This is a genomic window from Variimorphobacter sp. HTMS_6, from assembly GCF_059717775.1.
Genome location: NZ_AP046094.1, coordinates 937,104 through 962,689 on the forward strand (window position 1 = coordinate 937,104; position 25,586 = coordinate 962,689).

General features: G+C 37.5%; 20 protein-coding genes, 1 tRNA gene and 1 other annotated feature. Of the genes, 17 read left to right on the top strand and 4 right to left on the bottom strand.

Translation table 11 applies throughout. The features are described from left to right. Positions 1-211 precede the first annotated feature (211 nt). The 12 genes from AC6IWN_RS04155 to AC6IWN_RS04210 all read left to right on the top strand — a co-directional run bounded on the left by AC6IWN_RS04155 (position 212) and on the right by AC6IWN_RS04210 (position 15,090). The gene (locus tag AC6IWN_RS04155) at positions 212-2,227 is read left to right on the top strand and encodes a methyl-accepting chemotaxis protein (protein ID WP_497991112.1); all 2,016 of its coding nucleotides are present in this window, start codon (positions 212-214) and stop codon (positions 2,225-2,227) included. Positions 2,228-2,524: 297 nt separating this feature from the next. Continuing rightward, entirely contained in the window at positions 2,525-3,124 is a 600-nt protein-coding gene (locus AC6IWN_RS04160; RefSeq protein WP_497991113.1) for a histidine phosphatase family protein, read from the top strand. Between the two features lie 51 nt (positions 3,125-3,175). Then, positions 3,176-5,014 carry a glycerophosphodiester phosphodiesterase family protein gene (locus AC6IWN_RS04165; RefSeq protein WP_497991114.1) on the top strand — a complete coding sequence of 613 codons (1,839 nt, stop codon included), beginning with the start codon at positions 3,176-3,178 and terminating at the stop codon, positions 5,012-5,014. Positions 5,015-5,238: 224 nt separating this feature from the next. After that, positions 5,239-7,419, top strand: a complete 2,181-nt coding sequence (locus AC6IWN_RS04170; protein ID WP_497991115.1) for a HelD family protein — start codon at positions 5,239-5,241, stop codon at positions 7,417-7,419. A gap of 213 nt (positions 7,420-7,632) precedes the next feature. Further along, positions 7,633-7,706 (top strand) — tRNA-Met (locus AC6IWN_RS04175). Between the two features lie 172 nt (positions 7,707-7,878). After that, positions 7,879-8,427 (top strand): 2-C-methyl-D-erythritol 2,4-cyclodiphosphate synthase, encoded by a 549-nt coding sequence (ispF, locus tag AC6IWN_RS04180; protein ID WP_497991116.1) that lies wholly within the window; start codon positions 7,879-7,881, stop codon positions 8,425-8,427. A 324-nt stretch (positions 8,428-8,751) separates the two neighbouring features. Continuing rightward, entirely contained in the window at positions 8,752-9,222 is a 471-nt protein-coding gene (locus tag AC6IWN_RS04185; RefSeq protein ID WP_497991117.1) for a sigma-70 family RNA polymerase sigma factor, read from the top strand. Beyond that, the gene (locus AC6IWN_RS04190) at positions 9,219-10,550 is read left to right on the top strand and encodes a DUF4179 domain-containing protein (protein WP_497991118.1); all 1,332 of its coding nucleotides are present in this window, start codon (positions 9,219-9,221) and stop codon (positions 10,548-10,550) included. The genes AC6IWN_RS04185 and AC6IWN_RS04190 overlap by 4 nt, the downstream gene beginning before the upstream one ends. A gap of 114 nt (positions 10,551-10,664) precedes the next feature. Continuing rightward, positions 10,665-10,885 (top strand) — a binding site (T-box leader). Between the two features lie 222 nt (positions 10,886-11,107). Beyond that, complete coding sequence (gene epsC, locus AC6IWN_RS04195) at positions 11,108-11,806, top strand: serine O-acetyltransferase EpsC (RefSeq protein ID WP_497991119.1); 699 nt, start codon at positions 11,108-11,110, stop codon at positions 11,804-11,806. Between the two features lie 175 nt (positions 11,807-11,981). Further along, a complete protein-coding gene (cysS, locus tag AC6IWN_RS04200) occupies positions 11,982-13,385 on the top strand; it encodes a cysteine--tRNA ligase (RefSeq protein WP_497991120.1) in 1,404 nt (467 codons plus the stop codon). Then, positions 13,370-13,831 (top strand): Mini-ribonuclease 3, encoded by a 462-nt coding sequence (locus AC6IWN_RS04205; RefSeq protein ID WP_497991121.1) that lies wholly within the window; start codon positions 13,370-13,372, stop codon positions 13,829-13,831. Before cysS ends, AC6IWN_RS04205 begins: the two co-directional genes overlap by 16 nt. Before the next feature lie 98 nt (positions 13,832-13,929). Then, positions 13,930-15,090 (top strand): DUF4349 domain-containing protein, encoded by a 1,161-nt coding sequence (locus AC6IWN_RS04210; RefSeq protein ID WP_497991122.1) that lies wholly within the window; start codon positions 13,930-13,932, stop codon positions 15,088-15,090. A 508-nt stretch (positions 15,091-15,598) separates the two neighbouring features. Here AC6IWN_RS04210 and AC6IWN_RS04215 read toward each other — a convergent pair. After that, positions 15,599-16,999 carry an MATE family efflux transporter gene (locus AC6IWN_RS04215; RefSeq protein WP_497991123.1) on the bottom strand — a complete coding sequence of 467 codons (1,401 nt, stop codon included), beginning with the start codon at positions 16,997-16,999 and terminating at the stop codon, positions 15,599-15,601. Between the two features lie 313 nt (positions 17,000-17,312). Here AC6IWN_RS04215 and deoD point away from each other — a divergent pair, with 313 nt between their 5' ends. From deoD to glyA, 4 genes are all read left to right on the top strand, one after another. Then, the gene (gene deoD / locus AC6IWN_RS04220) at positions 17,313-18,020 is read left to right on the top strand and encodes a purine-nucleoside phosphorylase (RefSeq protein WP_497991124.1); all 708 of its coding nucleotides are present in this window, start codon (positions 17,313-17,315) and stop codon (positions 18,018-18,020) included. 64 nt (positions 18,021-18,084) lie between these two features. Continuing rightward, positions 18,085-18,750 (top strand): deoxyribose-phosphate aldolase, encoded by a 666-nt coding sequence (deoC, locus tag AC6IWN_RS04225; protein ID WP_497991125.1) that lies wholly within the window; start codon positions 18,085-18,087, stop codon positions 18,748-18,750. Positions 18,751-18,816: 66 nt separating this feature from the next. After that, positions 18,817-19,326, top strand: coding sequence for a cytidine deaminase (locus AC6IWN_RS04230; RefSeq protein ID WP_497991126.1), 510 nt, complete (start codon positions 18,817-18,819; stop codon positions 19,324-19,326). A gap of 362 nt (positions 19,327-19,688) precedes the next feature. After that, on the top strand, positions 19,689-20,927 hold the full coding sequence (glyA, locus tag AC6IWN_RS04235; protein ID WP_497991127.1) for a serine hydroxymethyltransferase: 1,239 nt from the start codon (positions 19,689-19,691) through the stop codon (positions 20,925-20,927). Positions 20,928-21,027: 100 nt separating this feature from the next. Here glyA and AC6IWN_RS04240 read toward each other — a convergent pair whose 3' ends face one another. The 3 genes from AC6IWN_RS04240 to AC6IWN_RS04250 form a co-directional block, all read right to left on the bottom strand. Further along, positions 21,028-21,216, bottom strand: a complete 189-nt coding sequence (locus tag AC6IWN_RS04240; RefSeq protein WP_497991128.1) for a hypothetical protein — start codon at positions 21,214-21,216, stop codon at positions 21,028-21,030. A gap of 114 nt (positions 21,217-21,330) precedes the next feature. After that, the gene (locus AC6IWN_RS04245) at positions 21,331-21,966 is read right to left on the bottom strand and encodes a lactate utilization protein (protein WP_497991129.1); all 636 of its coding nucleotides are present in this window, start codon (positions 21,964-21,966) and stop codon (positions 21,331-21,333) included. 12 nt (positions 21,967-21,978) lie between these two features. After that, a complete protein-coding gene (locus AC6IWN_RS04250; protein ID WP_497991130.1) occupies positions 21,979-22,866 on the bottom strand; it encodes a DegV family protein in 888 nt (295 codons plus the stop codon). A 589-nt stretch (positions 22,867-23,455) separates the two neighbouring features. Here AC6IWN_RS04250 and AC6IWN_RS04255 point away from each other — a divergent pair. Beyond that, on the top strand, positions 23,456-25,546 hold the full coding sequence (locus AC6IWN_RS04255) for a DNA topoisomerase (protein ID WP_497991131.1): 2,091 nt from the start codon (positions 23,456-23,458) through the stop codon (positions 25,544-25,546). Positions 25,547-25,586 lie beyond the last annotated feature (40 nt).

Below are 25,586 nucleotides of genomic sequence, written 5' to 3' on the forward strand. Positions count from 1 at the left end.
CATAATATGACTTGTTAGTTATGATTTATACAATATTCCCATTGAAATGAACAGTTTTACTAGAAAATTGTTTCAATGGGAATATTTTATTGGGTAGATTTGATTGCAAATTGTCAAAAAATAATATAAAATAAAGATACTAATTCTTAGATATATAAAATATGTGTTTTACTACGAATATCAATTTTTGTATCAAAGAAAGGTGAAAAAGATGCATATTAAGAGCATTAAAGTTAGGATCTTACTATTATTTTCCCTACTCATCATTGCAATTACTTCCATTACCACTTTCCAAGGGGTATTTACCGGTAGGAATTTATTAAGTAAGAGTGTTGAGAATTCAGTTACATCATTAGCAGAAAACAATGCGAAACTAGTAGAAAGCAGAACAGAGACATCAAAGGTCGAGATCAGCATGCTCGCACAACAGGAAGAAATCCAAACTATGGATTTAGAAAAGCAATTGCCGCTGCTGAAAAGTGAGCTTGGTAAGACAAGCTTTATAGATCTTGCGGTTGTTGATATGAACGGTAAGGCCAGCTATACGGATGGTTCTACTGCGGATCTTGGCGAGCGAGATTATATTCAAAAGGCTTTAAGTGGACAAACAAACATATCGGACGTTATTATCAGTAAGGTAACCGGACAACCAGTCATTATGGTTGCTACACCAATTGAAAGCGAGAATAAAGTAGTAGGAGCTTTGATTGGTAGAAAAGACGGTATGGCATTAAGTGTAATGGCAACTGGTATCAAGTTCGGTAAGAACGGGTATACATATTTAATCAATAGTAAAGGGCAGGTAATCGCTGATAAAAATCATGAAGCGGTAGCGAAACAGTTGAATCCAATCCAGGAGGCAGCTAAGAATTCCGCTTATAAATCATTTGGTTCAGCAACCAAAACCATGATTAGTGATAAGTCATTAAGCCGTGGCGAAGCGAAGTTTCTTACCTTTGTCGATCAGAATAAGAATTCGGTTTATGCCGGATACAGTAAAGTCAAGAGTACAGATTGGATCATCGTTGTAACAGCAATGAAAAAGGAAGCAATAGATCCAATTAATACAATGCAATTTATTATTATTATCACTGTTTTAATTAGCTTAGTAATTACATTGGCTATCGCTTATGTAATAGGAGAGGCGATAACAAGACCAATTAATGCGGTGACAAAAATCTCACAAAGAATTGCAAATCTTGATATTACCGAAAATATTCCCGAGAAATATCAAAAGCGAACCGATGAGAACGGTGTTCTTGCAAGAGCGTTACAAAGTATTGTTGACAGCCTGAGAAACATTGTTGGCGAAATCACCGAATCCTCCACGCAAGTATCTTCAACTGCAAGCCAATTATCCACAGTTGTTCAGCAGTCTGCTTTAGCGGTGGATGAGGTAGCAAAGACCGTGGAAGAGATCGCGAAGGGTGCATCCGATCAGGCAGAGAATACAGAGACTGGATCAGAGCAGGCGATTAAACTTGGTGATATTATCGAAAAGAACAGAGAAGAAGTATTTAGCATGAATAAAGCTTCTGACAAAGTTACTGAAGTTGTTATGGGTGGTTTAAAGGATATTAAACATTTGACTGAGATTTCAGAAGAGAATAATATCGCGACAAAGAATGTATATGATATTATTTTAAAGACGAATGAAAGTGCAGATCAAATCGGTGAAGCAAGTAATCTTATTGCAAATATTGCGGAACAAACGAACCTCTTATCCCTGAATGCATCTATTGAAGCTGCTAGAGCGGGTGAAGCAGGCAAAGGCTTTGCGGTAGTGGCTGCTGAAATTAAAAAGCTTGCTGGCCAGTCTGCTAATTCCACGAACTATATCAATAGTATTGTAACCGAGCTTCAAGCAGTGGTAACAAAAGCGGTTGAGAGCATAGAACGTATCAATGAGATAGCAGGGGAACAGTTAACTAGCGTAGCCAATACAAAGCATAAATACGAAGCTATCATGAAGGCGATGGAAGAGGCTGTGACTGCAATCTCAGGATTAAATGAATCCGAGGAAGAGATGACAAAGTCTAAGAATGATATACTTGATATGCTTCAAACGCTGTCTGCCATTGCAGAAGAAAATGCTGCAAGTACTGAGGAAGCGTCCTCCGCTATGTTAGAGCAAGGAACTTCGATGGAAGAGATGGCACAGTCAAGTGAGAAGTTATCTGACTTGGCTCAAAGCCTGCAATCTATAATTATGAGGTTTAAAGCATAATATGAATGCTTGGTATGGCAGAATTATCAACTTTTGCCTAGTACCAACATAGAATGAATTTAACAAAAACGTATATAATTTTATGTGTAGCAATGATGCATAGGATTATATACGTTTTTTATTTAACTGAGATTTCCGGACAGAAGTTGGAATTTATACTAATAAAATAATTTGCACAAAGGATATAAACTCCCATAATATGAATTAAGAAATTAAGTCCATTTATCAAAAATGGGTAGCGAATGAATGTATAATCGTGTTAGAATAAATTAAAAATTGATTCGGAGATTATTACTTATGAAGATATATTTGATCAGACATGGTCAGACAGATTGGAATGTACAAGGTAGATTTCAAGGGAGAGAAGATATTCCTCTCAATGAAAAAGGGATGGAACAAGCTAAAATATGTGGCGAAGTGCTGCAGGGCACCCGATTTCAAGCTGTTATCTCCAGCCCCCTTAAGCGTGCTAGTAAAACAGCTCAAATCATAGGAAAGTATGTATCAGTGGAGCAGATTATTACGGATGAGGGAATAACAGAACGTGATTTTTCCAAAGTATCCGGTATGACTGCACAGGAACGAGATGCATTTTATGCCTCTGGTGAACCAGATGATAAGGAACCTTGGGATGATCTGTGTGCCAGAATGTTTGCTACGATGAAGACCTATGCGGAACAATACCCTGACCAGAAGATTATTATGATTTCCCATGGAGCCTCCATTAATGCTGTACTATCTGTTCTCAGTCAAGGGAAGACAGGAACCGGTAAGATATTTCTTAAGAATACTTGTATCAATATTATAGATTATAGCAACGGCGAATTTAATTTAGAGGTTTGTAATCTCTCTGCCGATGAATATTTAACGATGAAAAAACAGCAATGCTTGTCTTAATTGGACAGACGTGTCATTCTTTAACTATATTAATAATGTCAGGTGCTTATAATGGAGAGAACTAAAAATAATGTTTATTTTAATTCAGTAAAACTGATATTTCATAATAGTTTATCATTGGTGTTAGGGCAGGGGGTTATATTATTCCTGGGTATTGTCCTTTTTACGCCGTTAATCTCATTTATATATCGTCTTAATTTATCGATCACAGGCTTTCGCCATGTTACGGTCGATAATATTGGGTACTTTTTGATTCATCCGGTAAATCTGATCGCTATCATTCTATTGTTTTATCTCATCGGTCTATTCCTACTCTTTGAGATATATTACCTCATTACCTTTTTTACAATGATTCATATGCGTAGAAAGATACATGTATTAAGTGCATTATCCACTTCTTTCGTAAAAGTATTGTATGGGGTTATAAAAGGTAATTTAAAACTAATTCCGTTGGCATGGATGACAATGGTACTGTTTAACCTTCCCTTGTTTTTCTATACCTTCAGTAAAACCAGATTAATCCGATATACGATTGATGAGATGCCGGATCAATTGTTCTGGTTGATTCTTATATTGATACTTGCAGGATTGTTATACGGAGTATTATTTCGAAAGCCATTTTTATTCCATTACTATTTTTTTGACAAGATGGATTATTCAAAATCAGTAAAGTTAAGTAAGAGTTTTAAGAAGAATAAACCGATACGGACATTTTTCTACTTCTTAGGATGGAATATCTGCATTGTACTGATTGTGCTGATTATATATACCTTCACCATGGCTGTGACGGTGTTTTTTGTATCAAGCACCTTTGATCGAAGGCTTGCGATTGCTTCATTTATATCAATTAATGATAGTTTGAAGATATATCTTAGCATTGTGATTTGCCTTATCAGCACGATAGGCAATATTGCTTTATATACACAGCTCTTCCATCATTATAAGCTGATTCCGGAGGACGCAGAGGGCAATGAAGAATTTTCTGAAAATGTTATTACATCGGTTACCAACCGAAGTGGTAGAACATATAAGGATATTTTGCTTACTACCGCGTCGCTACTTATATTGATTAATTGCTACTTATTTATCAATATGTTGAGAAATGGTTCTCCGCTCGATTATATGAATCTTGACAGCATTAAGGTGACATCTCATAGAGGGTTTTCTCATAGTGTTCCGGAAAATACGCTTCCTGCGATAGAGAAGGCGATAGAGGAGCATGCGGATTATGTGGAAGTGGATGTAAGAATGACGAGGGATGGGGAACTGGTTCTTCTTCATGATACTAATCTGAAACGAACCACCGGATTGAATAAAAGCATATGGGATGTAAACTATGATACAGTCTCTTTACTGGATGCAGGAAGCTGGATGGATCAAAGCTTTGCAGGAACCAGAATTCCGACTTTACGCCAAGTCTTTGAAAAATGCAAAGGAAGAATATTTTTGAATTTGGATTTAAAATACCGTAATCCACAGGAAGGATTGGCTGAGAAGGTAGTAGCATTAATTCAAGAGTATAATATGGAATGGCAATGTGTAGTTTCTTCAACAAGCCTTAATACTCTAGATACAGTGAAAGAATTGGATCCCAAAATTCAGACCGGCTATATCACATATCAGTTATATGCGGGCATAACAGTGAAGGATGATGTTGACTTTTTTAGTATGAAGTCCAATCTGATTACAAAGAGTGTATTGCACTCCATCCATAAAGAAGGAAAGGAGCTTCATGTTTGGACAGTGAATTCCAGGTCAGAACTCGAGAGGCTTCAGAGAATTGGGGTGGATAATATTATCACCGATAATCCCGCTTATGTAAAAGAAGTGTTATATGATGCAGATTCAGACTGGTATTTGACCACGTTATTTAAAGTGATCGTGGAATAAAAACCGGCATTAATAAGTAATATATTCTACGTTTTTCATTCGATAAAAATTTTATTTATATGATTGACTTATAGAACCCGTGGTGTTATAATGACTTTCCGTTTGTTGGAAAAGAATATTTACCACGGGTTTTCTTGGCAAAATCCAAGAAAAAAAGCGTACATCAAGCTACGCCGTCGCTTGGCAAGATATTTGAAAAAATATTACTACCAGGAGGAATTAAAATGAAAGATTTAAACAACGCTACCATTCTGCCGTTGACCGAGAGACAGAAGGAGGAACTGCACCTGCAGGAATGTGTGGAGATAATTGGGAAGAATATTGATGATTATCTTCAGAAGTATCATGAGGCGAATGATGAAACAAAAGAGCTTTATGATAATTATCGGTCGAACAATCCGGAACTTCATAACGATCTTGTTATTGGGCTCGATATGAAATCCATGATGCAAAGAATTTTGAATAAGAATATTCTGGCATTAAAGAAGCCCTACTTTGGAAGAATTGATTATACGGAGCAGGACGACGCTACAAATTATATTCTCTATCTTGGCAAAAACGGAGTGAGAAAGAACACCTCAGAGAATCTGATCATTGACTGGAGGGCACCAATATCCAGCGTATATTATGACAGTGATATCGGAGAAAGCTCCTATACAACACCGTTTGGCGAAGAGATCCCAATTAATCTAAGTCTTAAGCGAACCTATGAATTATCGGAGGGTAAGCTGATTGACTTCTACGATTCCGATGTAATTGCGAATGATGAATTTCTAACAAAATACCTCAGTAAAAATAAAGAGGTAGTATTGGGAGAGATTATCGCAACCATTCAAAAAGAACAAAATCAAATTATACGTGACGTGCCCTGGCATAATGTTGTCGTACAAGGGGTAGCGGGCAGTGGTAAAACTACTGTTGCGATGCACCGTATCTCTTATATTTTGTACAACTATAAGGACAAATTCAGTCCTGATGAATTCTTTATCATCGGAAGTAATAAGATGCTTCTAAATTATATCACCGGTGTTTTGCCTAACCTTGATGTGTACAATGTCAATCATATGACGATGGAGGAGTTTCTCTTAGTATTACTTGATAAGGATTTTGACACAAAGAAGGGTAAATACGAACTTGGCAATAGCTTTTTAAAACTCAGAACGCAATCACAGTCACTTGAGGAAGGAGAGCTAAAGCGATTTAAGGGTTCCATTAATTTCATTAAGGCGCTGGAGCATTTTATGAAGAAATATGAACTGTCTCTGGTAAATCAGCCGACTGTAACTTACGAAAACCAGATATTAATATCTCAGGAGGATGTCATATATTATATGAACTTCTTCACGGATCTTCCTCTACAGGAGAAAATAGATCTCCTGAATAAGCGTTTGGCTCAGAAGGTTGCCTATATTAATGAGGAAAACTATAAGCGTAAGGAAGAGGTTAAGGTTGAGGTAAATAAGTATAAAAACTATTATGGAGTAAGGAATAAAAAATATAACTTGATGGATATTTATCAAGTATTTCTGGAGGATCTTGTACTTCATAATCAGGAGTATCTTGAGTTGGGATTTGATATTGTAAAGCCCCATATCATTCATTTACTTTTAGAAAATCTAAAGCAGAAAAAAATTGATCTGTATGATCTTGGAATGCTGACCTTTATCAAAAAGAGATTAAAACGAACAAAGGATTTTGAATATGTCAGCCATATTATAATCGATGAAGCTCAGGATTTTGGTGTGATGCTATTTTACGTATTTAAACAATTATTCAAGACTTGTACTTATACCATCATGGGGGATGTATCTCAGAATATTCACTATGATACGGGTATGAATGATTGGGAGACACTAAATAATGAGGTGTTTTCACCGGAGAAGGATCGATTCTACCTTCTTGCAAAAAGCTACCGTAATACAGTTGAGATATCAGACTATGCTAGTCGGGTATTAAGAAAATGCACTTTTCAGACTTATGATATTGAACCGATCATTCGACATGGCAATGAGGTTACGGTACAGAAGCTAGAGAATGAAAGCCTTATAGTAGAGAATACCGTTCACATTATCGGGCAGCTGCAACAGAATGGTTACGATACAATAGCAATCATCTGTCGTACTGTCGATGAGACGAATAAAGTAAATGAGTTATTGAAGGATAAGGTAACACTGGGGCAGCTGGGTGAAAATGTAGAGGAGATGACCTTCCAAAACGGTGTTATGGTATTGCCGATTCACATGACGAAAGGACTGGAATTTGATGCAGTAATTATCTGGAATCCGGATGAAAACAGCTATCCCGTTACGGATGCGGATGCCAAGCTATTATATGTGGCGATAACCCGTGCATTGCATGAATTGTTTATCTTATATCAAGGGGAGCTGTCCGGTTTATTATTATAGGATTAGAGTGTTAAAAATCAAATTTCTATGAGTTGTGAAGTCTGGCTTAGGTGTAGTAACTGGTCATATTCGTTACACACCTAAACCAGAATTAAGTGTAAAATTTAATGTATTGTTCAAACTATTAAAAAAATTTCGCATATTACTATTGACAAATTACGTGCTTATGAATATAATAAAAAAGTACTTTTTGATCACCACTTAAAAGAATATGGCGAAGTAGCTCAGTTGGCGAGAGCACGCGGTTCATACCCGCGGTGTCGGCGGTTCAAATCCGTCCTTCGCTACTTAAACAGCAATAATCGATGATTATTGCTGTTTTGTTTTATGCATTTTCATAATTTACTCAAATAAGATATAGCATTACCGCAAGGAATATTCTATAATAACCAACATAAGTAAACAAAATATATAATAGTGGAATAGTTTCATATAAATAAATATAATGGAGGAATAATCATGAGAATCGGTTCCGGTTATGATGTTCATAAATTAGTAGAAAATAGAGAGTTAATCCTTGGAGGAGTTAAGATACCGTATGAGAAGGGGCTGCTTGGACATTCTGATGCGGATGTTTTGATCCATGCTATAATGGACGCACTGCTTGGAGCAGCGGCGCTTGGAGATATCGGAAAGCATTTTCCTGATAATGATGATTCCTATAAAGGAATTTCTAGCATTGAGCTATTAAAGAGAGTGAAAACCTTATTGGATAATAAGCTATATGTAATAGAGAATATTGATGCTACTATTATCGCGCAAAGGCCAAAACTAGCTCCTTTCATACCCGAGATGGTTAGTAATATCGCTTCAGCGTTAGCCATTGAAGAAGACCGCGTAAACGTGAAAGCAACCACGGAAGAAGGCCTTGGATTTACAGGGGAAGGGCTGGGCATTGCGTCCAACGCAATATGTCTATTAGAAAATATGATGAGTTATCAATACGATGTAACCCCTTCAGAAGGTGATAGTAAATGTAGCGGATGTAGTGGGTGCAGTAAGCATTAAGAAAATAACCGTTAACCATACAAAGTCATTCTGTAATATTGTTAAACCTTTAAGAATAATTTTTTGAAAATTACAAATGAATGATAATTCTGTTATCCTAAGATATTATAATATTATCTGTCAGCTTAGAATTATGTTTTTCTTTTTGAATATTAATAAGTTGAATAATAAAAAGTTAAATATTAATAAGATGAAAAAATTGCTAGTTTGGAAATAAAAATATCTTATTTTACACTCTAATAGTTAGAGTAGATAATAGCAAAGGTTTCGTTAAAATAAGTAACCTGTTTGCTATTATTGAATTAAGAGGGAAAGGGTTTTCAAATGAAGCTGCCAGAGGAAAAATTTTTGCTTGAATTTGATAGTATCAAAGAGCAATTGTACCGATTTGCTTATGTATATCTGCGAAACGAAACAGCTGCCTTGGAGGCTGTCGATGAAACGGTTTTTCTTGCCTACAAAAATATTAAAAAACTGAAGTATCCACAATATTTTAAAACATGGATAACTCGGATTCTTATCAATGTATGTAAGAAGGAATTAAAACATATAAAACGAATTACAAACATGGAAGAATTGCCGGAGTTATCATATGAAGAATATGATTCACTTCCGTTGAAAGACGCCATTTCTAAACTACCGGATGAACTTCGTATAATCATTAATCTAAGATATTTTAGTGATTACACAGTCATGGAGACAGCAAAGATTCTAAATTTACCACAAGGAACAGTGGCCACTAGGCAGCGCAAAGCATTGTCCCTATTAAAGTTAGAATTGGAGGTGGATGCATGAATCGTATTGATGAATATAAAGAGTTAAGAGAAGAAATGGAGAAGATTCCATTCGAATTAGAGTACACCGGTACCAAGGCGATTTCCAGGGTTAAAAGTCATAAGAGAAGGAGATTGATATGGAGAACACCGATTATAGCCTTATTTTCCCTATCATTAATCTTTGTTTTAGTGGTTAATATAAGTCCATCGGCTGCATTTGCGATGAGTAAGATACCAATAGTGAAAGAGCTGGTTCAATTTGTATCCTTTGATGAAAGTTTAAAGCGAGCAGTGGAAAATGATTATTATCAGGTGGTCGGTAAAAATCAAACGAAGGATGATGTTACTGCGACGGTAGAATATATAATAGTGGATGGAGGACATCTCTCAATATTTTTTCGTGTGGATGCACCGGTAAAGAAAGGTTACTATGAGTTGAGACTTACCGATTCCTCAGGAACCGAATTGCCTTTACCTATGTCTTATCCTGACATTTATGAATCCGGGAAAATGAATGAAATTAAAGTTGAATTATGGCCGGAGAATTATTCACTTCCTTCTGATATAGAATTGAAGCTCATAGTGAACAAGAATAAGAAGTTCAAAGATGATGGAAGAAATACAATGAAATCAGAGGGTGTGAATGAACCCTTTAATTTTCCTCTCCACATAAAGAAGCAATTCATGGGTACTAAAAAACTTGAGCCAATTAATCAATGGGTAGAGATAAACGGACAGCGGATTTTACTGGATCGGTTAGAAATCTATCCGTCACGTGCCAGATTATTTCTACAATATGATAACAATAACAAAGCGGCAGTACATGACTTGGATATCCAACTTAAAGATAATGAGGGAAAGGTTTATAGTACTCCTGGAGGCTTGGTTAGTCAAAGCACGAATGATCAAAATATCATAACCATGGATTTTGAGAGCAGTTATTTTACGAACACGAAGCAGCTTACTTTGTATATTGATGGTATTGAACTCATCGATAAGATCAAGCGTTATGGAGAGATTGATCCAAAGAATAAATTAATAACAAATCTTCCGAAGGGTGTATCGATTAAATCAATGACTGAGGAAGGCAAGGATCTGAACATTGTATTAAATTATACTGTTGATTATAAGAAGTCTTACAGCTTTTTAGCAATGATGGTTTATCAGGATGAGAAGGGGAACAGCTATACGATGAAGAGTTGTAGTGGTAATACAATAGAAGATAAACAAAAAGCAGAGGCTCGCTTTACCATTCAGAATGACAAGAATCATAAATATAGATTAGAATGGATTTATGCACCTATGGAAAAATTGGAAAAACCCATTACCATTAATCTGAAAAAATAGTAAAATGATAAAATAATGACTGTCACATGAGTGGCAACCAAACTCCAAATTGAAATAATATTGACAAAGTGAATCATCTTGCATAAAATGTATATAGAAAAGATATGTAATAGTTCAAAAGCAATGAACGGGAAAGTAACTCATGTATTAGTATCAGAGATAGAATGTCACCGGCTGAAAGCATTCTTTACGAGGATATGAGGGAAGTGCATCCGGGAGCTTGTTCAGTGAGGTGAATGCTTAGCTGAACACGGTGACAGCCGTTATCTGTGCGAGATGTATATTGATCTTTGATATACAAATAGAGTGGAACCGCGACTTTCACCGCCTCTATATTTTATAGGGGCGGTTTTTTATATATTTATAAATTCTGAAATTCCCTTTATATAAAAGTCTTATTGGTTGGTTCCGCAATATGCACAATGAAGTTTTGCCACGTAATCGATCAGGTGTGGCAGATGAATTATCTTAAGTTGACTACATTAGATTCACACTCAGCAAAATTTAGTCATACTTTTGAAATTGTTCATAACTCTTTTTAAAAAGGAGATATATAGATGGGTATTATAAAATATATCAAGGAAGAGATACAAATTATTAAGGAACGCGATCCGGCTATTAAAACACCATTGGAGGTTTTTTTATATCCCAGTTTTAAAGCCATCCTTCGTTACCGAATTGCACACTATTTATTTGTCAGGAAGCACTATTTTCTAGCGAGATGGTATTCCCAGCGTACAGTTAGAAAGACCGGTATCGAGATTCACCCCGGTGCGACCATTGGAAAAGGCTTGTTCATTGATCATGGCCATGGAGTTGTTATTGGTGAAACAGCAATCGTAGGAGACTATGTGACTTTATATCAAGGAGTTACGCTTGGGGGAACCGGTAAAGAGAAGGGTAAGCGTCATCCCACGGTCGGTAATAATGTTATGATCAGTGCCGGAGCAAAGGTACTTGGTTCCTTCACCATAGGTGAGAATTCTAAGATAGGAGCAGGCTCCGTGGTATTATCTGAAGTACCTCCTAATTCAACTGTTGTCGGTGTTCCGGGAAGAGTAGTTAAGCAGAATAATATGAGAATACCAAGAGAAGAAATGGATCAGATTCATTTTCCCGATCCCATTCAAAAAGAACTTCTTTGTTTACACAATGAAAATATCTGTTTGAGAGCAGAGTTAAAGCGAGTGTGTGAAAAGCTGGATACACTGATTGAAAATGAGAAAAATAGTGAGAAAACAGAAGATAAATTGTAATTCAAATAGTTATGATTGGTAGAAATTGAATAGTTATGATAAAATAGAGTATAAAATAGTAATAGAGTAGATTGAAACAGATAATAGTGTTAATATTATGAATGAATTTATACACATGTAACGATGCAGAACTTACTAAATGGTAGGTTGAAATAAATTAACCGGAGGAATAACGATGAAGATTTATAACACATTGACACAGAAAAAAGATGAGTTCGTACCGATTGAGGAAGGAAAGGTAAGAATGTATGTATGCGGACCAACCGTATATAATTATATTCATATTGGAAATGCCAGACCGGCGATTATATTTGATACGGTTCGCAGATACCTTGAATTTCGCGGCTATGAAGTGAATTATGTCACCAATTTTACTGATGTCGACGATAAAATTATTAAAAAGGCAAATGAAGAGGGTGTAAGCGCGCAAGAAATATCTGAACGCTACATCAAAGAATTTAAAGTAGATACGGAAGCGTTGAATATCAAGGAGGCGACTTATCATCCAAAGGCGACTGAGGAAATTGGTGGAATGGTAGAGATGATCGCAAACCTAATTGAGAAAGGCCATGCTTACGAGAAGAACGGCACCGTATACTTTAAAACAAGAAGTTTTGATGAATATGGAAAATTATCAAAAAAGAAAATAGATGATCTCGAGGCAGGAAGCCGTATTGCAGTTGCGGAAGAAAAGGAAGATCCCATGGATTTCGTGCTTTGGAAACCGAAGAAAGAGGGAGAACCTTACTGGACTTCCCCTTGGAGTGATGGTCGTCCAGGTTGGCATATCGAGTGCTCAGTCATGAGTAAAAAATATCTGGGTGATCAGATTGATATTCATGCCGGTGGAGAGGATTTGGTATTCCCGCATCATGAGAACGAAATTGCACAGAGTGAAGCAGCAAACGGCAAAGAATTTGCAAAATACTGGATGCATAATGCATTTTTGAATATTGATAATAAGAAGATGTCAAAATCAGAAGGTAATTTCTTTACGGTACGTGAAATCTGCCAGCAATTTGAACCTCAGGTAGTGCGTTTCTTTATGCTGAATTCCCACTATCGTAGTCCTTTAAACTTTAGTAAGGATCTAATGGAATCAGCTAAGATTTCATTAACTAGAATCACTACAGCGATTGGTCAGTTGGATCACTTACTATCCAGTGGAGCTCTTTCCAGAGAATTTGTATCCTCTGACGAGCAGGTGTTATTAACCGAGGCGGAAGCGTTAAATACGAAATTTATCAATGCGATGGATGATGACTTTAATACAGCGGATGCAATCGCTGCTATATTCGAGCTTGTTAAATTATCGAATACGAACTGCAAAGGTGACAGCAGTGTGGAGTTTGTGAAAAACCTACGCGATAAAATCGTTAACCTCTGTGATATTCTTGGTGTTGAGACCGAGAAGGAAGAGGAGCTATTAGATGAAGAAATCGAAAAATTAATTGAGGATCGCCAGACGGCTAGAAAGAATAAAGATTTCGCAAAATCAGATGAGATTAGAAATCTGTTGCTGGAAAAAGGGATTGTATTAGAAGATACAAGAGAGGGTGTTAGATGGAAACGGAGCTAAGTAAGAATAAGGCCAACATCGGATTTGCAAGATTTATTAAAGAAAATCTTAACCTACCTGAGACCGACATTAAGACATATTCTCCTTTGACGCTCGCATTTATCGGTGATTCCATCTTTGATCTGGTGATAAGAACGATGGTCGTGGAGAGTGGGAATGCTCCGGTTAATAAGCTGCATCAACGCTGTTCTAAACTTGTTCAAGCAAGTTCTCAAGCAGGCCTATATCATGCCATAAAGGAACAATTAACCGAGGAGGAACTGGGAGTATTTAAAAGAGGGCGTAATGCGAAATCCTTTACATCAGCTAAAAATGCAGGAGTCGTGGAATATCGAACTGCTACCGGACTTGAGGCACTTATGGGATATTTATATTTGACCGATCAGATGGAACGATTGATTGAGCTTATGAAGCCTCATGTGGAAAAATATACAACAAATTCATAATATTTGACACCTTTTGGAACCCTTTCATTCTGGGGTACGTCTAATCAGTAGAGTAATTATTTATTATTTGATGTCATGTATGACAGATTGGAGGGTTTATGAAAGGAATAAAAAGGGTTCAGGGGATTTGTTTATTACTTTTACTGATGTTGGTTTTTACGGCATGCGGTAAGAAGGAGGACGGTAAGAGTAGCGAAATGATGCCAAACACTAGTGCTACTCATAGTGAAGATGCATCAGGAACTGATAATGGGGATGGTTCGTTAAGTTACGGTGACAATCAAGATGCAGACGCTCCTAAGGGTAGTGAGAACGATGCTAAGACGGAGGATAACAAAACTGGTTCTGAGATAAAACCTACAAAGCTCAGTACCACCAAATCGAATGATAAAATTATCTATAAATATAACCTTGAATTAGAGACAAAAGATTTTGATCAATTTCTTGAGGATACGAATAAAAATATCCAGAATATGGGGGGATACATTGAGAATTCTCAAGTTGGTGGAAAAAGCTATAATGAGGATAATGTAACCAGATCCGGTAATATCGTTGCCAGAATCCCAAGTAATAAAGCAATTGAGTTTTTGGCCTATATAAAGAAAGCTGCGAATATAACAAACAGTGAACAAAGCAGTGAAAATGTATCACTCCAATATGTAGATGCACAGAGTAGATTGGATACCTTAAAGATTGAGCAGGATCAATTAAGTGATCTCTTAAAGAATACCAAGGATTTAGATAGTATTGTCACACTGGAGTCCAGATTAACGGATATCCGATATGAGATTGAAAAATATCAAAGCCAATTAAGGGTATTTGATAACCAGGTGGAGTATAGCTATGTTACGCTTAATATTCAGGAGGTTCAACATATATCAAAAGTAGTGGAGAAAAAACCGACTTTCTTCTCAAGAATATCAAATGGATTAAGCGAAAACTTGCGTGATGTTGGGAATGGTTTTCAGTCCTTTATCGTTTGGCTAATTGTAAACCTTCCTTATTTCTTAGTATGGGGAGTTATCATACTAGCGATTACGTTAATTGTACGCGTGATTGTTCGTAAATATTCAAAGAAGCCATTGGAAGTACCAAGATATCCACTACCTCCAAATCAAAATCCGCAATATAATCAAAGACCTGTAAATCAGCCACAACAACCACAACCGCAGCAACCACAACGGCCACAACAACCGCAAAATCCGGTTGCTCCGAATACGAATAATCCAAACCAAACGAATCAAAATCATGATAAATAAAAAATCATAGTAATTAAAAAATCATAAGAATGAAATAAATGGCGTGTAGCAAACAACAATGACTGATTGCTACACGCCATTTTTTATATGTAATCTCAAAAATCACATGGTTTTTATTTGGTATCAATAAGTGAATTTGAAAATGAAATTGGATATGTCTCTGTAGAGATGTAAATCGAATTTATTAAATATGTGAATAATGAAAGAATTAGATAATAAAAGTTTTAGATGTACAGGTGAGTGGCAGGGGGTTCAATTTGTCTGAATTTATAACTTTCCTGGTAATACTAGCTTTCTAACTGGTGCGGTCAATTCTGGGAATCGTTCATGGAGGAACGATTCAGGAGCGAGCGACATGGAAGTCGCTTTGCTCCGACAGAATGCATCGAGCACCAGTTAGAAAGCTTAGAATCACCCGAAAGTTATAACCGGAAAGTCAAATTGAACCCCCTGCCACTGACCGTCCCTAGAACACGATACCTATCCTAGAACACGTAACTATCCCCATTTATAAAGCAATCGAAGTCCATTTCCCTCCGGAAAAGCGTCGATAGCTTGTGATAAAACGGAAGAATTGATCCACAAGCAGGGCAATCCAGGCTCCGTATAATCCAAGTCCGAGAGGAAAGCATAACCCCCAGGTAAGTAAAGGGCGCACGAAAGCAACACTGATTAAAGATACTCCGGCTACAAATCCGGTATCACCGGCTCCTCGTAAGCAACCGTTTAACACAACCTGAGAGGTTTGAAGATGGGTGGTAAAAGCACAAATCATCATAATGTGTGCACCGACGGCTATTACCATCGCTTCCTTTGTGAATAAGGAGATTAGCATGCTTCTTCCACCGATAAATACAAAGAATACAATTGTGGATATAATAAAGGCAATTCTTTGACCTGTTTTTCCGTACATTATAGATAAATCAGGCCTCTTGCCTCCCATATTCTGTCCTACAAGAGCGGATGCAGCGATGGATAAGCCGTCACCAAAGCAGAAGGATAAGCTTAATATATTCATGCATATTAAATGAGTCGCATAAGCAGTTTCCCCTAATCTAGCTACAATAGCTGCATAGGCTAAGAAGCCGAGTCTCATAAATACCTGTTCAACGAAGGCACTTGAGCTTACCTTGGTAATTGGGTTGATTACGGCTTTTTTTATTCCCCACCCCACTTTAGCGTGAAAGGAAAGATATTGATCTTTACGAAACAGGGTAATAAATGAGATGCAAAAAGCAACAAAAGCACCTGTTGTAGTGGCAATAGCGGCTCCCTTTACTTCCAGACGAGGGAAAAAACCGATACCATTGATAAGAAGAACATCCAGAATAATGTTGATAACATTACTTGTGACATTGGTAATTAGTGATATCTTAGTTTTGCCACAGCCTCGTTGTGCAGCGTTAATGGTTAAATTCATGGCTTGGAACGGTATACTGAACATTAATATTTGAAAGAAACTCACGGCGTCACTTAGATAGGACTTTTCAGCGCCGACCATCAACAGAATCGGTTTCGCGAATATGTATCCAAGTATAGACATCATAAGAGATAGGATGAAACTTAGTATAATTCCGGTTCGCAATGTCTGGTTTGCTCCTTTTTGATCTTGCTGGCCTTTACGGCGAGCAACCACAGCGATAATTCCGGTGTTTAAAGAAAATATGGCAGCTAATAATACAAACTTAGGCTGATTCGTAACACCGACTGCAGTAATTGCGCCTTTCCCAAGTGTTCCTACCATGATAGTATCGATTACACCAATCATAGCGACCAATAAAGCCTCCAGTGCTGAGGGCCATGCGATTCGGAAAAAGTTTTGGTATGCATCTTTAGAGGAAGGCAGCTCACCCAATCGTTGATCTTTTTTTAACATTCGGTCTACAGATAGGACGTTAGTTATATTCATATCATCATCTCCAATTCTGATCCTAAGCAGTATAAAGGTGATTATAGCACTATTATTTATGAAATCAATGGGGTAAATGATTTGTTAAAAAAATTATTATTATGGTATACTTTTTACCATTTCTATACATCATAGAATTGATATGAAGTAATTAGCAGTATTTTATTAGTCGATGGGAAGGAAAAGCAGAATTGCCTTTTCGCTTAAAATATGGTAAAATTGCAATTAATAAATACCATTTCTGATAGTGAAAATCAGGTAAGCTTATCCAAACTCAACTTAATCTTAATTCAAATATAAGGAGGCTTACAATATGGAAATTCCAACACCTCACAATGAAGCGAATATGGGCGATATTGCAAAAACCGTTTTAATGCCAGGGGATCCACTAAGAGCAAAATTTATCGCTGAAACCTATCTTGAGGGTGTGAAATGTTTTAATAAAGTGAGAAATATGTTCGGTTATACTGGAACATATCAGGGTAAGCAGGTATCTGTTATGGGTGGTGGTATGGGTATGCCATCCATCGGTATTTACTCCTATGAACTATATCATTTTTATGAAGTGGATCAAATTATTCGTATCGGTTCAGCTGGCGGAATCACGGAGGATGTAAAACTACGGGATATCGTTATAGGAATGGGAGCTTCTACAAACTCTAATTTCGCAGCACAATATAAATTGCCGGGGACATTTGCCCCGATTGCGGATTACGGATTGCTTTGTCAGGCAGTGGAAGCAGCGGAGAAGCTAAATATAAAGACTATTGTCGGAAATATTCTATCTTCTGATACCTTCTATGATGATAATGCGGATTCAATGTCCTTATGGCGGAAGATGAATGTTCTCGCGGTTGAGATGGAGGCTGCTGCATTGTATATGAATGCAGCCAGGGCGAATAAAAAAGCACTCTGTATATTAACTGTATCGGATCATATATTTACAGGGGAATCATTATCTGCAGAGGACAGGCAGCTAACCTTCCGCGATATGATGGAAATCGCATTAGAAATCGCATGATGATAAGAAATACGTGGACTTTGATTACACGAAACTATAATGAAATCTAAGAAAGGAAAAGAAGATGGATAATAATTTAATCTTTGGAAAAGTGGATCATACATTGTTGACTCAGACAGCAACATGGGAGGAAATCAAGGAGATATGTGATGATGCGATGAAGTATGGAGTGGCTTCCGTGTGCATACCTCCGTCCTATGTGGAACAGGTGAAGGAATATGTGGACGGGCAAATGAAGGTGTGTACCGTTATCGGATTCCCGAATGGCTATAGTACAACAGCAGTGAAGGTTTATGAAACAAAGGACGCAATCGCAAATGGTGCAGATGAAATCGATATGGTTGTTAATATTGGGCACATTAAAAATAATAAATTTGATTGTATTCTTGATGAAATCAAGCAGATTAAGGCAGCCTGTGGAAATAAGATTTTAAAAGTAATTATTGAAACTTGCTTACTGACAGAAGAAGAGAAAATTAAGATGTGCGATATCGTAACGAAGGCAGGAGCAGATTTTATAAAGACCTCCACCGGGTTTTCTACTTCAGGAGCAACCTTTGAGGATGTAGCACTATTTGCAAAACATGTGGGAAAAGAGGTTAAGATTAAAGCGGCAGGCGGAATCGCCTCCTTTGATGATGCTCACAAATTCATAGAGCTAGGTGCTTCCAGGCTTGGTACCAGCAGAATAGTAAAGCTTGCTAAAAATGAGCAGGGTTCCGGTTATTAAATACCCCGGTTCTGCATATATTATTTTACTTTATAAACAAGAATGAAATATAGGGAGGTATTGTTTATGAGTGAACAGGATAATAATCAACTTCATGATGAGCAAAAGCACAGCCTGATTCTAAGAGAAAAGGGTGAAATTCAAAAGAAAGAAGGGATTGTCAGCCATTCTGTTGCAAAGAATTTAGTTAGAGATGCAATTGATGCAATGAAGAATTCCTATGCACCTTATTCGCATTTTAATGTAGGCGCGGCGCTTCTTACGAAGAAGCAAAAGGTTTTTAAGGGAGGAAATATTGAGAATGCTTCTTACGGTGCAACAAACTGTGCCGAACGTACTGCATTTTTTAAAGCAATTAGTGAAGGAGAAAGAGAATTCTCCGCAATAGCAATTGTTGGTGGTAAAAATGGATTGATAACGGACTACACTCCTCCATGTGGAATATGTAGACAGGTACTAAGAGAGTTTGTTGATCCTAAGAGTTTTCTGGTGATTTTGGCAAGATCAGAAGAGGAATATGCACTGTTTTTCCTTGAGGAATTATTACCACTGAGTTTTGGCCCTGAAAATTTATAATAATCAATTCTGATTTAAAACCTGTATATAAGTAGGATTTGATAAACTTATATACGGGTTTTTATTTGAAGAATTCTTAACTTAATAGGGTAATGTCAGGCATAAGCATATTTAAGATTATGGAATAAGCTCAAAAATGTTATTTGTTCGAACAAAAATATGAGGAGTGTGAACAGGTTTTTGCTTGTTTCGATGTCTTATATCCTAGTTTTTAAATTGTTTTCATTATATTTTAACATACTAATTATAAGATAAAATTATGAATGATTATGCAGTATTATCGTATTTTTACTTCCATAATAGTTTCCATTATGTTATACTATACGATAGTTCGTTACTAAATCGGAAAGGAATTGAAAAATATGTATTCTTTTGATGACGTAAAATCATATGATCCTGAATTGGCAGAAGCAATATCTCTTGAGGTTGGCAGACAGAACAGCCATATAGAATTGATCGCTTCTGAAAATTTTGTAAGCAAGGCTGTTATGGCAGCAATGGGAAGCCATTTAACTAACAAATACGCAGAGGGTTACCCTGCAAAGAGATATTACGGTGGCTGTGAATTTGTTGATATTGCTGAGAATCTTGCGATAGACAGAGCAAAACAATTATTTGGCTGTACCTACGCCAACGTACAACCTCACTCCGGTGCGCAAGCTAATATGGCTGTATTTTTTGCTTTATTAAAGCCGGGTGATACTGTTCTCGGTATGAATTTGGCTCACGGAGGCCATTTAACACATGGTAGTCCGGTAAACATGAGTGGTAGTTACTTTAAAATTGTACCTTACGGCGTGAATGATCAGGGCTTCATTGATTATGATAGTGTAAGAAAGTTAGCGATAGAGAACAAACCTAAGTTAATCATTGCAGGCGCAAGTGCTTATGCTAGAAAGATTGACTTTAAAATCTTTAGAGAAATTGCAGATGAGGTTGGTGCATTCTTGATGGTGGATATGGCACATATCGCAGGACTTGTAGCCGGTGGTTACCATGAAAGCCCGATTCCTTATGCACATGTTACAACAACAACTACCCATAAGACACTCAGAGGACCAAGAGGTGGTATGATTTTATCCAGCGCTGAATTCGCTGAGGAATATAAACTGAATAAAGCTGTATTCCCTGGTATTCAAGGTGGACCTTTAATGCATGTTATCGCAGCAAAGGCCGTTTGCTTCAAAGAGGCACTTGATCCAAGCTTTAAGGATTATGCTAGAAGAGTAGTAGAGAACGCACAAGCTCTTGCAGCAGGGTTAACGAAAAGAGGTTTTAACCTTGTATCAGGAGGAACCGATAATCACTTAATGCTAGTTGATCTTCAGAACATGGGTGTAACTGGTAAGGACACTGAAAAACTTCTTGATGCAGCGAATATTACCTGTAACAAGAATTCGGTGCCGAATGATCCGGCTTCTCCTTTCGTAACCAGCGGTATTCGTCTTGGTACAGCAGCCGTTACGACCAGAGGAATGAATGTGGAGGATATGGACGTTATTGCGGAAGCGATTTATCTTCTTGTTAAGGATGTCGATGCGAATAAGGCAAAGGCAATGGATATGATTAAGAACTTAACGGACAAGTATCCTTTGTACTAAATAAAGGTATAACAATAGATTATAACAAACAACCCAATTTCACATGTGACGTGAAATTGGGTTGTTATATTTAAAGCAACTTTTATATTATTGAACCAGATTAATTCTCTTTTTTATCAAAAAAGTTTTCTTCTAACATGTTTTTGAAGCATCTGGTACCAAAGATAATTCCAATGATTAGTACGGATGCAACCGATAAGTATTTAATAATCTTAGGGACATCTACATTCACGCTAACTTTCACATTGGAAGCAGTTTCTGACGGAGTACAACAATTTTTTAATGACATTTTCATAATTCCTCACTTTCATTTTTATATTTAGGTAAGTGTGCGAAATAACCATATTATTAATCAGTGTATGTAATCGCAACATGAATCATTTCACAATTACCTTAAGAATCGTTAAAAACCTAATTCTTCCCCAACTAATATAACTTTGATACGTCCGGGGATGCCGGATCTGCGGGTAATTACAATATCACTGCACATACAATCATCTGTCAAGCAATTGGCGCAACGACCAATCTCCGCACAAGGCGTTTTAAGATTGAGACGCACAGCATTTGGTGGAGCAGCAATATTGCGGACACGTTCGATACCAGTTTGAGTATCTGTTACTATTTTATTCATTCCTGCTATGACGATTACATTCTTAGGTCCGGTTATCAAACAAGCTACACGATTGCCGGAACCGTCAATGTTGATTAACTGACCATCAAGTGAGATGGCATTGGAACTCATAAAGTAATAATCAACTGTCACGATTTTACTATACATGGCTGACTTCTCCTCAGGTGTGTTTGCCTTTAGACGGTCATAAAGTATGTAGTCTGAGCTATATAAGTCTTCTAGTAGTCCAATATCGGAAAGAGTTTGGGAGCCACCCCAAGAGATGGAACAACCGGGAGTTAAAAAGCGCTTCGCAGTCAGTAGAGCATCTTCTGTATTATCACAATAATAGCCTTCAATCCCCCTCTTATTGAATTTTTCAATGATACTGTCTGCCAAATTCTCATAGGAAATCTTCTTGGGTGTCATGTTCTTTCCTCCTTATATTTTGTTGAAATTTTTAACAAAACATATACCAATACCCCCTGGACCGGTATAGGTTCCGATAGTTACTCCGATTTGAAAAACAGGATATTCAATGTGACGATCAATAATCTTCTCGATTTCATTCTGTAAAAATATCGAATCCTCATCAGTAGTTGCATTTGCAATACAAAAATCATAATCTTTGGGATTTTCCCCGGATTCAACAAAGTATTCCTCCACCATAGTAAGGATTTTTTCTAAGGATTTTTTTCTTCCTCTAATATTAGAATAGGGAATCAGTTCAGCGCCCTTTAATTGTATTAAAGGCTTTCGTTCAAGCATGTTTCCGGCAAGTGCAGCAGCTTTACCAATTCGTCTTCCCTTCTCCAGATAAGTAAGGGTATCAACCGTGAACATGATTCTTGAGGTGTCTCTAAGTAAGGGAAGCTTATCAACAATTTCATCGATTGTTAATCCGGCTTCTTTCATATAAGTGAGCTGAAGCAACAGTAAGCCTTGTCCCGCAGTAGCCTGATAGCTGTCAAATATCTCGATTCGTGCTTCAGGATATTGTTCTTCGAGAATATCTTTAGCATTTACAGCGGATTGATAGGAGCCGCTAAGCTGATGGGATAAGCAGAGGCAGATAATATCGAGTCCGTTCTTTATTGCTTTTTTGAATTCAGACATATAATCCTGAACAGAGGGTAGAGAGGTGGTGGAAAAAGTGTTATTTTGCTCTAACCTTTTATAAAAGTCTTCGTTCGAGATTTCCACATTCTCCTTATAGTAATTGTCCTGGTCAAAGGTTACATAAAACGGGATTAACTTTATATCATGTTCTTTCACTAAAAGTTCAGGTAAATCACACGATGAATCGCTGAATATCTGATATGCCTTCATGAAATGCCTCCAAATGTATATTTATTATGTAGTATAGATTCCTATCCTCATTTTATACGATGCAATGGAAACTTTCAACAAGTTTTCGCATATGGATTTCAAGGAAATTTGTACGGATAAGCTCATACTGTATCGTTGTGTGGTCAGTACCGAAAACATGCTCGTTTTTCGGGAGCTACTGCATGCATCTATTTCGTTTTGCTCCGCCCTAATAGTGCGTCGGTCGCTCGCAAAACGAATTAGCATGCAATATCTCGCACGAAAAACGGCAAATTGTTTTCCGTATCTGACCACACAACGATACAGAATGAGCTTATCCTGTACTGTAGGTATCGTTTCTTCCCACGAAAAGCAGCTCAAAGACTTCGTCTTGTCGGGCTTGCTTTGCAAGACCGTGTTCGCAGTTGCGGCAAGTTGTGGAATGCGCGAAAGCAACTCGAGAACAAAGTTCTCGAGTTCGCGTTGCGGCGGGAATGGAAAATAAAGAAAAGATGAAAGTGAAGGGAACTTTTATCTTTTCTCTATTTTTCATTCCCTTTGCTTTTCGCGCATGGTATAATCGTTGTATTAATGAGAAAGTTGGAGTTGTATGTCTAAGAGTTTATACATTGCCGAAAAACCGAGCGTGGCGAATGAATTTGCCAAGGCGCTTAAGATAACAGGGAAGAAGCAGGATGGTTATATTGAGTCGGATAATGCGATTGTAACCTGGTGTGTCGGACACTTGGTCACGATGAGTTATCCGGAGGTTTATGATCCTGCCCTGAAAAAGTGGAGTATGCAAACACTGCCGTTCATCCCGGAGCAATATCGTTATGAAGTGATTGGGAATGTGAAAAAGCAGTTTAATATTGTAAAAGGTTTATTGACCCGCAAGGAAGTGGACACGATTTATGTGTGTACTGACTCCGGACGTGAAGGAGAATATATCTATCGTTTGGTGGATCAGGAAGCGAAGGTTCCTTCTGATAAGGTGAAGAAAAGAGTGTGGATTGACTCTCAGACGGAGGAAGAGATTCTTCGAGGAATCAGAGAGGCGAAACCTCTTAGCGCCTATAATCCTTTATCCGATGCAGCATATCTAAGAGCACAGGAAGATTATTTGATGGGTATTAATTTTTCTAGAATTCTTACACTGAAATACGGTAATGAAGTGCAGAAGATAATGAATTCTGAAAAATGGACCGCTATCTCCGTGGGTCGAGTAATGACTTGTGTGCTTGGTATGGTAGTCAGAAGAGAGCGAGAGGTTCGAAGCTTTGTGAAGACACCATTTTACCGAGTTATGAGTGGATTAAAGTTAGACGAGAAGGAATTACCAGCAGAGTTTCGTGCAGTTGAGGGTTCTAAGTATTTTAATTCCCCTTTGCTCTATAAGGAGAATGGTTTTTCTGAAAAAACCTCTGCGATTAAGTTGATTTCAGATTTGTCGGAGCAAATTCCGCTTACGAATGATGACGGAACGTGGAATGCGAAGCTTGAACAAAATGAAGAACCACAGTTATTTGCTCAAATTAGCGCAATTGAGAAAAAGAAAGAGAACAAGAATCCTCCTTTATTATACAACTTGGCGGAGCTTCAGAATGATTGTTCCAGAATGTTTAAAATCAGCCCGGATGAAACCTTAAAAATCACCCAGGAGCTCTATGAGAAGAAGATGGTGACATACCCAAGAACGGATGCCAGAGTTTTATCCACTGCGGTCTCAAAAGAGATTGGGAAGAATATCAAGGGACTACAAGAGCTAAATCAATTCTCCGGTTTTGTTCAAGAGATTATGGAACAGGGAACCTATAAAAATATAGCGAAAACTCGTTATGTCAATGACAGTCAGATTACAGATCACTACGCAATTGTACCAACAGGCCAAGGCTTGGGGGCACTCAGATCGGTATCTCCGACCGCTGCAAAAGTATACGAGACGATAGTAAAACGTTTTTTAAGTATTTTCTATCCTGCGGCTGAGTACCGCAAGGTAGGCATTACAGCGAAAATAAAAGGGGAAAGCTTCTTTGCTTCAGTTAGAGTGCTCGAAAAAGAAGGGTATTTGAAGGTACTGGGCAATAATTATGAAAAATCACAAACCACAGCAAAATCAGAAGAAGATAAGAATTCGGGTGATGGTGATAATTCAGAAGAGGAGGGTGCTGACCAATCATTATTACAGGCAGTAATGAATTTGAAGAAGGGAATGGAACTCCCGGTAAATTATCTGACCATCAAAGAAGGGGAGACCGCCCCACCAAAGCGTTATAATTCCGGTGCGTTGATACTTGCAATGGAAAATGCAGGACAATTGATAGAGGATGAAGAGCTGAGAGCCCAGATCAAAGGTAGTGGTATCGGAACCAGTGCAACGCGAGCTGAAATCTTGAATAAATTGGTAACAATTACATATCTTAATTTAAATAAGAAAACGCAGATTATAACGCCGACATTACTTGGTGAGATGATCTATGATGTGGTAAATTCATCGATTAAATCTCTGTTAAACGCAGAGCTAACTGCAAGCTGGGAGAAGGGCTTAACCTATGTGGCAGAGGGGCAGATATCGAAAGAAGAATATACCGCTAAGTTGGATGCCTTTGTTGCGAAGATGGTAAATGGAGTAAAGGGATTAAATAATCAGGCCGCCTTGACTTATTTTTATAAAGAGGCTGCACAATTCTATAAGAAATAATTTGGTATTATATCGCATACTAATACAGATAAAGAATGTC